This is a genomic window from Pseudanabaena sp. Chao 1811, from assembly GCF_027942295.1.
In the GTDB taxonomy this organism is placed as follows: Bacteria; Cyanobacteriota; Cyanobacteriia; order Pseudanabaenales; family Pseudanabaenaceae; genus Pseudanabaena.
Map to the genome: position 1 here is coordinate 2176865 of NZ_CP101416.1, position 15668 is coordinate 2192532.

Here is a 15668-nt window from a genome sequence, read left to right on the forward strand (position 1 = left end):
TTTTGTGATTATAGGATTACAAGCCCCCTAAATCATCGTAGCAGTCTATACTTCAATAGGCACAATAATCAGCAATGTTACACATAAAAATCATTCAAAATGGTAGTCCTAAAAAGGAAAGGTTTTATTGTGGTAAGGATGGGCGGCGCGAAGCGCCGCCCATCCTTACCTATTTAGCACTACCTTCAAAATCACTGTAAAAGTTGTTGAATTGTGGCGGAAAGTTGATTGAGTTTAATCGGTTGGGTTAAAAATGCCGTCGCACCTGCTTCTAGATATTGTTCGCGATCGCCTGCCATGCCTAAACCCGTTAGGACAATAACTGGTACATTAACTAAGTTAAGTTCGCGTCGAATTTGTTTAAGTACTTCTAGTCCATTCGTGACTGGCATTTGGATATCCATCAACAGCAGATCGGGTTGATAAATTTTGGCAAGTGCGATCGTCTCCTGAGTATTCTTTGCTAAGAAAATACGATAATTTTTAGCCTCTAAATAGTTAGAAATTGTATTGATATAAGCTTCATTATCATCTATGAGAAAGATCAATCGAGATGTATTGATGACTTGATCTGGAGATCTAGACTTAATATTTGTGTTTTCTGCTGACGTTGATGGTAAAGGAACAGTAGGCGTACAGGGTAAATCAATGGAAAAGCAACTACCCACTCCCAGTTCGCTAGTTAGTCCTACCCTACCAGAATGAAGTTCGACAATACGTTTTACTAGTGCTAGACCCAATCCAGTTCCTTGATATTGACGGTTGAGCGCACTATCGATTTGGATAAAAGGATGAAATAGCTTCTGCATATTTTCTAGTGCAATACCTATGCCTGTATCGATTACAGAAATTCGTAAGAAGTGTTGTTGGGCAGAAGTCGTGGTTACTAATTCGGGAGGTAGTATTTTAACTTCTATGGTGATGCGTCCACTCTCTGGGGTAAATTTCACTGCATTGTTGAGTAGATTGATTAAAACTTGACGGATGCGCCTTTCGTCTGCGATGAGGCTGGGTAAGTTAGGTTGTAGTTTCGTCTCTATCTGGATATTTTTTTTCAGCGCTTGCTGTTTGATAAAAATGAGACTAGCTTTACAGAGCGTTTCTACAGAAATAGGAGCATATTCGAGTTCGATCCGCCCCGATTCGATCTTGGCAATATCGAGAATGTCATTAATCAGTTCTAGTAAATGAGCACCACTGCTCTCAATCGTTTGCAAAGCCCTAATTTGCAGCTCATTTACTTCCCCAAACACCTTGGTTTGCATCCCCTCAGCCATTCCTAAGATCGCATTGAGCGGTGTGCGGAACTCGTGGCTCATGCTGGCAAGAAATTCATCTTTAAGTCGAGTTGCACGGGCAAGTTCGGCATTGGTTCTTTCGAGTTGGGCATTGGCGGCGATCAGGTTAACTTCAGTCTGTTTTAAAGCTTCTGTGCGTTGGGAAACTCGGTCTTCGAGTTCTTTGTTAAGTTGATAGAGAGATATTTCAGCTTGCTTGCGATCGCTAATATTTTGCATTTGCGCGATCAGATACATGGGATGCTGACTAATATCACGGACTAGGGAAACACTCAACAAGATCCAGACTATATATCCGTCTTTATGCAAAAAACGCTTCTCTAGTTTAAAGGAACTAATTTCTCCTGCTAATAAGCTGTTGGTAGCATCTAGGTCTGCTTGCTTATCCTCTTCATGGGTGATTTCTTGGTGAGTTAGAGATAATAACTCTGATTCGGAATAGCCAAGTATCTCACATAGAGCTTGATTAACCTTGAAGAATTTGCCATCGATCATATTTAACGCCATACCGATCGCCGCATTCTCAAAGGCATTACGAAAGCGCAATTCCGATTCGCGTAGGGCGGCTTCGGTTCTTTTGCGATCGCTCATATCCCAAAGCACCATCACCGCGCCATCGATTTCTCCTGACGGTAAATAGATGGGGGATGCACTGTCACAAACTGGTTTTTGCGTCCCGTAGCGATCGATCATCGTAGTAGAATCATTAAGATAGGTTACTTGTCCAGAGCGCAGGACTTGGGGAACAGGATTAGCAATTTCTTCACCGCTATATTCATCGACCAGACGAAAAATTTCGGTTACTTCTTTCCCTAGAGCTTCGTCAAAATGCCATCCTGTCAAGTTTTCGGCAGCAGTGTTCATATAAATAACTTCAGCAACCCGATCTGTCGCGATCACAGCATCATGGGTTGACTTGAGAATTGCGGAGAGTTGTGCTTCGCGTAAGGCAAGTTGCCTTTCCATGCTGTGCTTGTACGAAGCTGTTTCGATCGCTACCCGTAAGTCCCTCTCATCAAAGGGTTTAACGAGATAGCCATAGGGTTCAGATCTTCTTGCTCGCTCTAGGGTCGTATCATCGGTATGGGCAGTGATATAGATTACAGGAAGGTGATATTCCTGCCGTAGGATCGTAGCAATCTCAATGCCATCTCTGCTCGATCCTTTCAAAAGGATATCCATTAACACGATGTCAGGTTTATTTTCGGATATGCTGGCAAATGTCTCTTCATCGGAGGTCGCTAGATCGGTGACAGCATATCCAATCAGGGTTAACTCTTCTGAAATCACTCTTCCAGTAATCACCTCATCTTCAACAACTAAAACTTTGATTGGTGGCATGGATAATCAATTCTCTCTTTTTCAATTTTGAATGCTTGGATATGGGAATGCCCTGAAGTCTCCTGAAGCAAACTAATCTATATCAACATCTGCTTAGGTTTCTGCGACTTATCGCTGTCGCTAGTCTTGTGAGGATACAAATCCAGAAGATGAGTGGAGACATGAAGCGCCGCCTAAGTTCACATTACACTATAGTTTGAGTGTTTTTAGTGAGATTAAGATTTGATTGTAAAGGAAATCTGGAATGCCATCCCACCACGATGATCTAACGTAATTTGTCCTTTTAGCTGTTGGACAGCAAGAGAATAAACAAGCTGTAGTCCAAGGCTTTTAGCATGTTTGAGATCGAGCGCTTCGGGCATACCAATCCCATTATCTCGAACGATTAACATGTAGCGATTATCAGCATCCTGATTAAACTCAATTATAACCTCACCAGTACGACCTTCAGGAAATGCATATTTTAAAGAGTTAGATACTAGCTCATTAATAATTAAGCCACAGTACATGGCGGTGTCGATATCCACCTTAACGGTTTCAGCTTGGATATTTAAAGTGATAGATATTGATGGTGATGCGTAGGAACCTTCCAAATTTAGGGTCAGACTGCGGATATAACCGATAAAATCAATATTTTCTAAATCCTGCGATCGATAGAGCCTTTCGTGGAGCAATGCCATTGATAAGATGCGATTACGGCAGCTTTGGATAACGGTTTTAATTTGCTCGTCTTGGACTTGCCTAGATTGTAGATATAGTAAGCCTGAGATAATCTGCAAATTGTTTTTTACCCGATGGTGGATCTCCTTGATCAGTACAACTTCGCGATCGTAGGCGGCTCTCAATTGGATTTCCGCCTGTTTGCGATTGGTGATATCTCGTGCAATTTTTGACGCATGGGAGATTTTGCCAGATCTGTCCCGTACTGGTGAAATAGTTACGGAAATATCGATGAGTTGACCATCTTTTCGGCGACGGACAGTCTCAAAATGCTCGACTCGCTCACCTTGAGCAATTTTGGCGAGAATTTGCGGTTCTTCTGCTGCTCTGTCTGGGGGAATGATGATCGCCATCGGTTGTCCGATCGCTTCCTCTGCGGAATATCCAAAAATTTTCTCTGCTCCAGAATTCCAACTGGTGATGATGCCTTCTAGGGTTTTACTAATAATGGCATCATCGGAGGATTCAACAATGGCTGCAATTTGTTCACGGGCAATTTCTAAAACCTTGCGATCGGTAATATCATTCCGAATTGCCATGTATTGATAGGGATGACCCTTCTCATTTAAAAAAGGAACGATGGTGGTATCTACCCAATAGAACGAACCATCCTTGGCACGATTTTTGATTTCAGATCGCCAAGTTTGTCCAAGAGCGATCGCTTGCCACATTTCTATAAAAAACTGACGAGGATGATAGCCAGAATTGAGGATGCGATGGTTCTGCCCAATTAGCTCTTCACGACTATATTTAGAGATCTCGCAAAATTTGTCATTGACAAAAATAATGGAGCCTTGAGGATCGGTAATGGCGATGATCGCTGTTTGATTGAGGGCATAGACAACCCTTTCAAGCCAAGCTTGCTTACCGTGAGGTTCATCAATACTTAAGATGTCATGGGTATTCAATAAAGAAGATGCCCTATTTCTATTGAGGTCATTGCGGTTGGGGTCATTTAGGTCAAAATTGGGGGATTCCATACACCTAAACCCTTGAGATTAAAAGATCTTGAATCACATTGTCCAATTGCTTCAGCTTGATAGGCTTGGGAATGTATTCATTCGCACCAGCTTCTAAACATCTCTGGCGATCATTGGACATATTTAGCGCTGTCACTGCGATGATTGGTAAATTATGGAAATTTTGACTGCGGATCTGTTTAATCGCTTCTAGCCCATTCATTCGCGGCATTTGGATATCCATCAGGACTAGGTCTGGTGACTCTGATAACACCATATCCACTGCCTCTTTACCATCTTTGGCTATGAGTATCCGATAACCTTTGCTCTTGAGATACTTGGAAATTGCCATGATATTGATGTCGTTGTCTTCTGCTATCAGAATTAGGGGGGAAGCGTTAGTCTTACTTTGGGTTGTGCCAGAAGTTATTTCAGAATTGATCGCTTTTGTAGATGCTGGTGCAATTTCTGGAGATATTGGTGGTGCTGGTTGGATATAGGGCAATGCGATCGTAAAGCGACTACCTACACCCAACTCACTCGTTAACTCTACCCAACCTTCATGTAACTCAATGATGCGCTTAGTTAAGGCGAGTCCTAGCCCAGTACCATTATATTGACGATTGAGAGCGCTATCGATTTGGACAAAGGGCTGAAATAGTTTTTTGATATTTTCGGGAGAAATGCCAATCCCTGTATCGCTCACAGTAATACGCAGAAATTTTTGCCTCGATGGAGCATCGATCGCACCTTGAGAATCGAGATAAAAGCTCGTAACTTCTAAGGCGATTTTTCCGCCTTCTGGGGTGAATTTGACGGCATTATTGAGCAAATTGATTAATACCTGACGGATGCGGCGTTCATCAACAACAATATTAGCTAGATCTTGTTCGAGCTGCGTTTCAAGCTGAATCCGTCTTTGCATTGCCTGTTGTTTGACAAATGCCATACTCGACTTGCATAGATCGGTAATAGCAATAGGAGTTAAATTTAAAACAATTTGTCCCGCTTCGATTTTTGATAAATCGAGAATGTCGTCAATCAGCGATAAGAGATGGGTTCCACTCTCTTCAATGACTTGCATTGCTGTAATTTGTTCTGGAGTTACTGCCCCAAAGATCTCTTCTTGCAAGCTTTCGGTCATGCCTAAAATCGCATTTAACGGTGTCCGCAATTCATGACTCATGTTGGCGAGAAATTCATCCTTGAGTCGGGTTGCCCGCATTAGCTGCTCATTGCTTTGTTGCAGTTTCTCTTCTGCATATTTGCGATCGCTAATATCTTGATAGGTTCCCAATACCCCTATTATTTCACCTTGGAGATCTCTCAAGGGCAATTTGTTTGTCTCTAACCAGATCATCTGTCCATCGGGGCGATGTTGGGGTTCGATAATGCCTAGTTTGGGGCTACCACTTTCGATCACTGAGCTATCATCATTACGATAAAGCTCCGCTTCCGTCTCTCCCCAAGGCATTTCATAGTCTGTTTTACCAATAATTGCTGTAGAATCCTCCATGCCTGCGGATAGGGCAAAGTTTTGATTGCAACCTAAATAAGCCAATTCGCGATCTTTCCAAAATACAAATAGCGGGAAGGTATCTAGTACCGTTTTCAGGAATTGTTCGCGCTCTTGTAGCTCTTTGGTGCGTTGTTGCACACGCATTTCTAAATCTTGGTTCCAGCGTTGGAGCTTCTCATTAGCTATTTTGCGTTGCAATTCGGCAGAGGCTCTTGCTGCAAATACCTGCAAAATGGAGATTGATTCAGTACGCTTACGTTCTGGTATGGGTTTGGTATCTAAAATACAAAGGTTGCCAATCCCATTACCATGTTCATCTTTGAGAGATATACCTAAATAGCCTTCAGCATTCATCGTCACAAGGTCAAAGTCCTCTGGGAAAAGGACTTGAACGCATTGCTCACAATGATATTCCCCTTCTTGCAAAGAAATTTCGCAGGGAGTACGTGCAGGTATATAGGAAATTGAAGGCTGTAAGCTTCCATTCGCCCAAAATCCTAGCGTATGGAGCCGATCTTCGACGAGTTCCGTAATTAAGGCATAGCTGATATCTAAGGCTTCGGCAATGTGACGTACTAGGGCAGGAAAAAAGTCTTCTCCAGTAACAGCAGCAGTTCCCGTGATGATTTTTTGCAGGGTCAACTCCGCTTTTTTGCGATCGCTAATATCCGTAATTGTCCCCACATAGCCAATGATTTCGCCGTGAATATTGCGTTCTGCCAAGGCTTGCGAAAATACCCAAGTCGTCACCCCATCTGGGCGCAAAAAACGACATTCGATCTTAAATGGACGATTCGCTTTCACGGCTTCATACCATGCGGCGGCAACCATCTCGTGATCGTCAGGATGCAAGGCTCTTGCCCAGTTACCGCCTGCAACTTCTTCGGGGCGGAGTCCTGCAATTTGACACCAGCGATCGTTAACGTAGATGCAATCACCTATTGTGTCCGTGCGGTAAATTCCCACAGGGGCAGCTTCGGCTAAAGATGCAAAAAGTTGCTGACTTTCCCGCAAGGAAATCTCGATCTTTTTGATCTCGTCAATACTAATTCCAACGCCTAAAACCCCGATGCGATCTGAATTAGGTAGCTTGATTGGTCGTTTTTGCCATTGCTGCCATTGCTCACCGACACCCTCACGATAGGCTTTTTCTTCGGGGAGAAGGAGATTTTGTTGAGTTTCAATTACTAGTTTATTTTCGCGGAGATAACGGGCGGCTTCTTCAGGATCTATATTAAGGTCAGCATCAGTTTTGCCTAGTATCTCGTCAACCGTGAGGCTATGTAAATCTGCGATCGCTTTATTGGCTAAAATAAAGCGACCTTCCCAGTCCTTGACAAAAATAAAGTTGGGATTGCTATCAATGACTAAACGAAAGAATTCTTGCTGTTGCTGAAGTAGGTCTCGACTCGATCGCAATGATGCTTCTGTCTGTAAGCGTTCTTGATTTTCCTGTCGCAAATCAGCGATCGCTTGCTCTAGCTGAATAGTTCGTTCTCGAACAACTTTCTCTAAATTATCCTGAGAATTTCTCAAAGCAATTTCAGTTTGCTTGAGGGATGTGATATCACGAATTACACCAACTCTGTTTGCACAGTAATTCTCTTGGATACAAGACTCTGAGATTAAGGCTGTGAAGGATGTACCATCGCTGCGATACATCTCAATTTGCCCTTCGATCGTGTTACCAATTACGGGACAAGCACTATAAGAGTTTAACCAGTTATTAAGGTGGGGCTGTCCTAAAATATTGACAGGCTGCCCGATCGCTTCTTGCTCAGAGATATTACTGAGTTTCGCAAGGGTGTTATTGATAAATTTTAAGCAACCCGCTTGATCAATAATGTAGATGCCATCCCCAATGCTCTGCATTGCCCGATTAAGCAAATTTAACCGTTCCTCGATTTGATGGCGATTCAGAGTCTTTTCGATTGTTATTGGTAAAACTTTGAGATAATTGCGATCGGCATCCTTAATTAAATAGTCAGCAGCCCCTTGATTGATCAGCCTGATGGCAGTTTCCTCATCACCTCTACCCGTCAAGATAATAAACGGACAATTTTGGGATTTCAGAATAGGAAATATTTCTGAAGAATAGCCATCACTCAATTGATAGTCTAAAACTACAATCTGAAAATTGGGGCTTTCGAGAAGCTCCTGTGCCTCAGCGATGGAGCTAGCTAGTACATAGTCATAGGGTAATGCAAATTGTTGTACATGTCGCTTGAAGGCAAGCCGATCAAGGAGGTCATCCTCTACATATAAAACCTTGACTCTAGATGCATTACTGACTGACAAGTTAGCTCTCATAAATCCCATCTGAATGAAGAAAAGAGAAGTTACTAAAGATAATAATCCGAATAAATTGAACGTTCTATATTCGTATAACTCTTGGATCAACTATAAATGGAGAGATGTATGTAAAGTTGTAGAAATTTGTACTTACTGCCTAATTAATACAGAACCATCGCTCCATAAGGTAATCGTGTGTACAGTAGGGGCGGGTTTTGCATATAGATCTTGCGTTAGCACAAGAATTATCAACTAAAACCGCCCCTACTTTAGAAACTTCCACGTAACATCAGTTATTAATAACTAGTGTTACGTGGAAGTTTTCTAAAGCCCTCACCCCTAGCCCCTCTCCCGCAGGAGAGGGGAACAAGACAAAATATGGGTTTTTCTCCCCTTCTCCTGCGGGAGAAGGGGTTGGGGGATGAGGGGCGATCCTAGTTCCACATAACATCAGTTATTAATAACCAACTATAGAAGCAATATAGAAGCAATTTAGTTATTCCTATGATTATAAAAATTGTTGAATTGTGGCGGCGAGTTGTTTGAGCTTAATCGGCTTACTTAGGTAGTCATTAGCTCCTGCCTCTATACACCTTTCGCGATCGCCTGTCATCGCAAGAGCTGTCACCGCAATAATCGGTAAATCTATGAAATTCTTGCTACGAATCTGTTTGATAGCTTCAATCCCGTCCATACCAGGCATTTGAATATCCATCAGTACGAGATCGGGCTGTTCGGATATGACTAAATCAACTGACTCCTTTCCATCTTTGGCGATGATCAGTCGATAGCCCTTTGCTTGCAAATAGCTAGAAATGGTGATGATATTGGCTTCGTTATCTTCTGCTAGTAAAATTAGAGGAGGAGCGATCTTATCTTCGTTGTTCACAGAAAGGGTCATAGATTCTATGGATGTGTTAGTTAATTCCGTAAAGCTGGGCGGTAGGTGATCGGAGTTACAGGGCAGAGCAATCGTAAAGCGACTACCAACACCAAACTCACTAGATGCGTAAACATAACCACCATGTAATTCGACGATGCGTTTGACTAGGGCGAGACCTAAGCCAGTACCTTCATACTTGCGATTGAGGGCGCTATCAACTTGGATAAAAGGCTGGAATAGTTTTTTGAGATTTTCAGGAGTAATACCGATTCCTGTATCCGTTACAGTAAAGGTTACCCAGTAATTAACATTGTCATTACTGTCATCACTAATATTGGGGTTAGCATTGGACTCTAGGGATACATCTAGGTTAATGCGTCCTCCTGATTGAGTAAATTTTACGGCATTGTTGAGCAGATTAATTAACACTTGGCGAATCCGTCGCTCGTCGATCATCAGGTCAGGGATTGTGGAGGCAAGATTTAGATTTAGTTGTATTTGTTTTTGGATTGCCTGTTGGGTGACAAATACCACACTGGACTGGCAAAGCTGATGAATATTTGTTGAGGCAACCTCTAGGATGACTTTCCCTGATTCGATTTTGGCAAGGTCGAGGATGTCATTAATTAGTTCTAGTAAATGGTTGCCACTTCGTTCAATTGTGTGCAGGACACTTTTTTGTTGATCATTGAGTATTCCGAAGACTTCCTCAACTAAGCCTTCGGTAATGCCTAAAATTGCATTGAGAGGTGTCCGTAGTTCATGGCTCATATTAGCGAGAAATTCGTCTTTGAGTCGGGTCGCACGGGCTAGTTCTTCGTTGGAGAGGGCTAATTGTTGATTGGTGCGCGTTAGTTGTTGTTGAGCTTTTTGCCGATCGCTTAATTCGCGTTGGACTTGCTCAAATAGGCTTGCTTGTTGGATGGCGATCGCTAATTGGTTGGCGATTTGTTGGAGTACTTGTGCTTCTGCATCCTGCCATACCCTTTTTTCTTGGCAAGCATGGACAACTAAAACCCCCCAAAGTTTATTGTCTTGGGAAGTATCAACCCAGCGATGATTTTCTTGCTCATGTAGCTCCTGTAGGATGGGGGCGACGATTTTCGACTGGATCTGACCTTCGCGGGAATAGTCCACTAAGCAATCTGTCCAGATATCATTCATCACATCAGGGACAATGCGAGGCTGACCTTGCCAGTAGCAATCGAGGATTTCTTGAGACCAAACTTCATCTTCCCAATGCTGATTTTTGAGACTGGCAAATTCACTGGATACTCTTTCTTCCACAATTTGACTGCGCCCATCGTGATAGAGACGGAAGACAATCACGCGATCGCATTGCAAGACATTTTTGACCTGTTGGGTCACGGTTGCAAGGATTTCATTGATATCGAGGGATTCGCGAATGCGTTGAGTAATTGCTCCTAAGGTACGTTGTTGGTTGAGTTGTTGGGCAATGGCAGCTTCAGCTTGTTGACGGATCTTTAGTTCTGTTTGGACTTGTTGATAGAGATTGGCTTGATAGATAGCGATCGCTAATTGATTAGCAATTTGTTCTAATAAGTCAATTTCCCATATTGTCCATTCATGGGGGGCGTTATTGTGGTACATCGCAAATAGTCCCCACAGGCTATCACCCACAAAAATTGGAGTGATCACATAGGCTCTGGCTTGAAATTGTTCTAAGAGGTCGATGTGGCAGAGTTGTAAGTCAGCTTGATAAATGTCATTAACCGTCATGGTTTCATGATTACGGAAGCGACCACCGTGGGTTTCTTGGAGATAGGTATCTTCCCAAATCTTGTTAACATCATCACTAACTAGTTCTACCCAACCATTAGCTCTAGATTCGATAATAAATTCACCACTCCAATCGGACTGAAAGCGATAGATAGCAACACGATCTACTTCTAATAGCTGTCTTACCTCAGTTACGGCTGTATGGAGAATGTCATCAATATCAAGAGATTGGCGAATTGATTGGGTAATCGTCAAAAGCAGTTGTTTTTGCTTTGCCTGCTGTTGGAGTTGCTCTTCTATTAGCTTGCGCTCGGTAATGTCTTGATTAATACCTGTCATTTTGACAAGCTGACCTTGGGCATCAAATTGTCCTAACGCCATCGACCTAATCCAGCGCAATGCCCCATCAGGTCGATGAATCCGAAATTCCATATCGACTTGCTGTTTGCCTACGACTACTTCCTGAAGTCTTTGGTTAATTAATGAAATATCATCAGGATGTAGCATTGTAAACCAATCCTGATATGTAGCAGGACGATCTAGATTTTGTAAGCCATGAATTTCATAGCTACGCTGATCCCAAACTACTTCGTTTCCTAAGCTCCATTCCCAAGAACCGATCGCTCCAGCCTGTAAAGATAGATTGAGCCGATGAGAGAGTTTGCGTAGTTGATCTTCGGTTTGCTTGCGATCGCTAATATCAATAATTACGCAGATAGCTTCATTATTGCTGCCTTGTAACAATGCAGCCCCAATTAAAATTGCAATTCGACTACCATCTTTACGGTAATATTCCTTTTCCCAAGGGGTGACTTCACCATATTTAGTTAACTGCTCCATGCACTCATAATCTTTAGCCAGATATTCTTCTGGTGTCATCGCCATCCAATCAATTGCTCCAGACTCCAGATCTTGTCTAGAGTATCCAATCATATCTAAGAAACGATCATTCGTATCGATAATATGTCCTTGGAAATCAGCAAAGATCATACCGACCGCATTAGAGTCAAACATCCGACGGAAACGTTCTTCACTCTGGCGTAAAGCTTGTTCGATCTTTTTGCGATCGCGAATATCACGGAAAATTCCTTGAGCGATTGGCTTGCCATCAAATTCGATTACTGAAGCAGAAATATCAACGGGAATGACTTCTCCATTCTTACTCAGGAAATTGACATCAAATACCTGAGCGATCTCTTGCTTAGCGAACCGCTCAAAGGCAATGATGATATCAGGTAAATCCTCTGGAGGATGTAGTTGGCTAAAGTGCATGGTGGCAAGCTCATCACGGCTATAGCCCAATAGCTCTTCTGACTTACTATTGCACTCTAAGATATACCCCTGTAGATCCGCCAATATAATCGCATCGCTGGCTCCATCCATGAGGGTGCGATAGCGAGTTTCGCGTTCTTGGACTAATCGGTTGACTCGCTCCTCTAGCTCAGTATTGATCCTTTCTAGTTCTAATTCCGCCATCTTCAGACTAGTGATGTCTATTACTGTCCCTTGCGCTCGGAGCGGGATACCATCTTTGGCATACAGGGTTTCGCATTGAGCCTGTATATATTTAATTCTGCCATCGGGCATCAACAGGCGATGGATGACGTTGTAGGGAGTGCGATTGCTTAGTGATTTTGTATAGCCAGCATCTACCCATTCGAGATCGTCAGGATGCACCGCATTGAGAAATACTTCATAGGATAAAGTAACTTGCTGTGGATCAATCTCAAAGATCCGAAAAACCTCGTCCGACCAATAGAGGGTATTCTCAATTAAATTATGTTCCCAATTACCGAAATGGGCAATACGCTGAGCTTCTCTAAAGAGTTGAGTAGTCCGCTTTAGATCATTTTCGGCTTGTTTGCGTTCAGTCACATCTAAGACGATTCCCACCCAATTAACTTGTTGATTCTCTAATCTTTCAATTTGGGCGTTAGCTTGTAACCATTTTATTTTTCCTGATGGGGTGATAATCCGCCATTCATGCTGAAAATTTTGCATATTAGCGAGACTTTGTTCGCCTGCTGCAATATAACCAGCTAAGTCATCAGGATGTATTTGGTTAAGGAGAAGACTAGAATCAGCCAAGGCTTCAGCAATATCAATTTCTAAGATTTCTGCTGCGGGGGGACTAATGTAAGTGAACTCCACAGATCCATCAGGATTTTGCACTAAGGTATAGAGCATCCCCGGGACAGTTGTGGCAATTTTTTGTAAATGGGCTTCACTCTTGGCAAGTTTTAGCTCATTGATCTTGCGATCGCTAATGTCGCGAGCAATTAAGAGTACTTCATTTTCGTTATAGGGAACGACACGCACCTCTTCAACGTGAATATTCTCTTCCGTTGAAAGATCCTGCTCATAGGTCTGCAATGACTGGGTTTGCAATGCTCGCTCTACAAACTCCATACGTTTTTGAGCCAATTCAGGTGGTAGCGTCTCTGATACATGCGTCCCTCGCATATCAGCTAAATCACCCACAATTCGATGCTGATTGGGAATACTGGCAAATTCTAAATAGATACCTTCGCGATTAGCGCGCATAAATAGATCAGGTATTGCCTCAATTAAGGCGCGTTGATGAGCTTCACTTGCTTTTAGAGCCTCTTCTGCTTGCTTGCGATCGCTAATATCCGCGATCATTCCAATTAAGCCTATCCCTTCGCCTTCACCATTCATCAACCACTGATTACGATCTTCTACCCAAATGTAATGCCCTGCTTGATGTCTGATCCGATATTGCCCCAAAAATGGTGTTTTGTTAGTAAAGGATGGCTCAACTAGTTGCTGAAAACTGACTTGATCTTCAGGATGAATTAACGCTAGCCAATCACTAAAAGTATTGGGCATGGACGCAGGGGGATAACCCGTAATTAGCTCAGCATTTGCGCCCCAAACGATAGCATCATTCACAAAATCATATTCATAGAGCATTTGACCACTTGCTCGTTCGGCGGCTTCGTAACGATTGCGCCATGTGGTCAGTTCCGCTAATTGATGCTGGACTTGTTGATAGGCAAGGGATTGCTGAATCGCGATCGCTAGTTGGATCGAGATATCCTGCAAAAGTTTTGCCTCATCTGTTTGCCAATGGCGATAGTCATTGCATTGATGGGCGATCAATAATCCCCATAATTGACCCGATAAGTTGATGGGAACAACAAGATTTGCCTTAACCTGATATCTCTCTAACTGTTCGATATGGCAGGAGCTATAGCCGACGGCGTAGATATTATTTACGACAATAGGTTCATTTTGTTGATATAAAGCGATCGCTCGCGCATGAAAACAAAAATCATTAATCTGATTGCCTAACGAAGCAATCACTCCATCCTCCACTGATTCTGCGAGAATGATGCCACTCCAGTCAGGCTGAAACTGATACACCAATAGGCGATCGCACTGGATAAATTCCCTTAGATCCGCTACACAGGTATCCAAGATTTCTTGGAGATTGAGGGAGCGCCGAATGCGATCGGCAATTTGGGTGACCATCTTTTCCCTTGTCACCTTGGCGATTAAGGATTGGGTGCGGACTTCTACCTGTTGCTCTAGCTCAACATTGCGGTTTTCTAGTAATAGGATCTTTTCTGTCTCTAACCGTGATACTTTGGTTTCTAAAATCTCAGCTAGGTGATAAAGCTCTAGGGGATTAAGAGCCTGTAATAAATTGCTTTGGGTAATAATTCCCAATAGCTCCCCCTGTTGACCTGTGACTGCTAAGCGACGAATAAATTGTTGCTCCATCATCTCTTGTACAGACCTTAGAGAAGCATCTGGCGCGATCGCAAAAACAGGCGTACTCATCACCGATGCTGCGGTGCAATCTTTGAGGCTTAATCCCAAGGATTGAAATTGTACGAGATCTCGCTCAGTTACCATACCCACAGGACACTGCAAAGATTTTCCGCCAGAAGGAGCGTTCAATGGCTCCACAAGCATGATGCAGCTAACCTTGTATTTGGTCATCTGTTGCGCGATCTCTAGCATTGAGCTATGGGGTGCAGCACAAATCACATTACTAGTCATGACATCGGCAACTGGCCGTAACCGCAGCAAGTTCATCGGTTTGAAGCTTTGCCGTAAACTTTCATGGGTGATCAGTCCCACAAGACGATCTTGTTCATCGACGATGGGCAGATGTCGAATATGGTGCTGCTGAAGTAAATTAATCGTTAATAAAACATCGGTGAAGTTCGATTCGCGGAGGCTGACGACTGGATGCACCATCACATCGCGAATCCTTAATTGATCAAGGGGGATTTGCTGACCACTAAGGCGAACGATATCGCGTTCGGTCAAAATGCCAATGAACTTGTCGTCTTCGACCACCAATACACAACTGGATCTGACTTCTGTAAGATGCTCATCAATATGAGCAGTACTAAAGGATGTGTGGCAGTGCGATCGCTCCCTAGTCATTTCGGCGATCGCATCGATGACCATCAAATCAGGCTGAACCACTAAAGGATCACGCACAATTGCCGATTTCAATTCAGATACTGTGAGTGGCGATATGTTCACAAATACTTCCCAATAGATACTTAGATGTTCACAAGATGTTCACGGTAAGAGTGTGTTTGAGAAGTACCCTATTTAGCATAAATTTCTGCTTTTACACCCCTTAATCCTCCCCTTATCAAGGGAAGAAACTCAAATCCCTTTGTAAGGGGAGTTAGAGGGGGTAAAAACTTCTCAAACACGATCTAAAAATCACCCAAATTATTGCTTTTATGATTTGCCTCTATACCAATATTTAGGTATAAGAGCTTACAAATTAGTAGTACATACTAACTTGCAAGATTGAAATCAATCTCAGCAGGTTTTGAGATTTTTTTGGATCTTTAATTGACGGTTGCTAGGCTACACATCGTGATAATTGCTAACAATACAGATGTTACAAATAATTATTTTCC

4 protein-coding genes and 1 pseudogene are annotated in these 15668 nt (G+C 42.8%); all 5 read right to left on the reverse strand.

Annotated features, from left to right (window positions below; translation table 11 throughout):
• Positions 1 to 191: 191 nt before the first annotated feature.
• Entirely contained in the window at positions 192 to 2639 is a 2448-nt protein-coding gene (locus NMG48_RS10005; protein ID WP_271255077.1) for a response regulator, read from the reverse strand.
• 215 nt (positions 2640 to 2854) lie between these two features.
• Positions 2855 to 4339 (reverse strand): PAS domain S-box protein, encoded by a 1485-nt coding sequence (locus tag NMG48_RS10010; protein ID WP_271255078.1) that lies wholly within the window; start codon positions 4337 to 4339, stop codon positions 2855 to 2857.
• A gap of 4 nt (positions 4340 to 4343) precedes the next feature.
• Positions 4344 to 6191: a response regulator gene (locus NMG48_RS21800; RefSeq protein ID WP_441339189.1), complete on the reverse strand. Its 1848-nt coding sequence runs from the start codon at positions 6189 to 6191 to the stop codon at positions 4344 to 4346.
• A gap of 297 nt (positions 6192 to 6488) precedes the next feature.
• Positions 6489 to 8156 (reverse strand): annotated as a pseudogene (locus NMG48_RS21805) (PAS domain S-box protein); the annotation flags it as partial.
• A gap of 481 nt (positions 8157 to 8637) precedes the next feature.
• A complete protein-coding gene (locus NMG48_RS10020; protein ID WP_271255080.1) occupies positions 8638 to 15276 on the reverse strand; it encodes a PAS domain S-box protein in 6639 nt (2212 codons plus the stop codon).
• Between the last annotated feature and the right edge of the window lie 392 nt (positions 15277 to 15668).

Coding starts and splice junctions, on each gene's coding strand:
- NMG48_RS10005 (WP_271255077.1), bottom strand. CDS start 2,639: ATGCCACCAATCAAAGTTTTAGTTGTTGAAGATGAGGTGATTACTGGA.
- NMG48_RS21800 (WP_441339189.1), bottom strand. CDS start 6,191: ATGAATGCTGAAGGCTATTTAGGTATATCTCTCAAAGATGAACATGGT.
- NMG48_RS10010 (WP_271255078.1), bottom strand. CDS start 4,339: ATGGAATCCCCCAATTTTGACCTAAATGACCCCAACCGCAATGACCTC.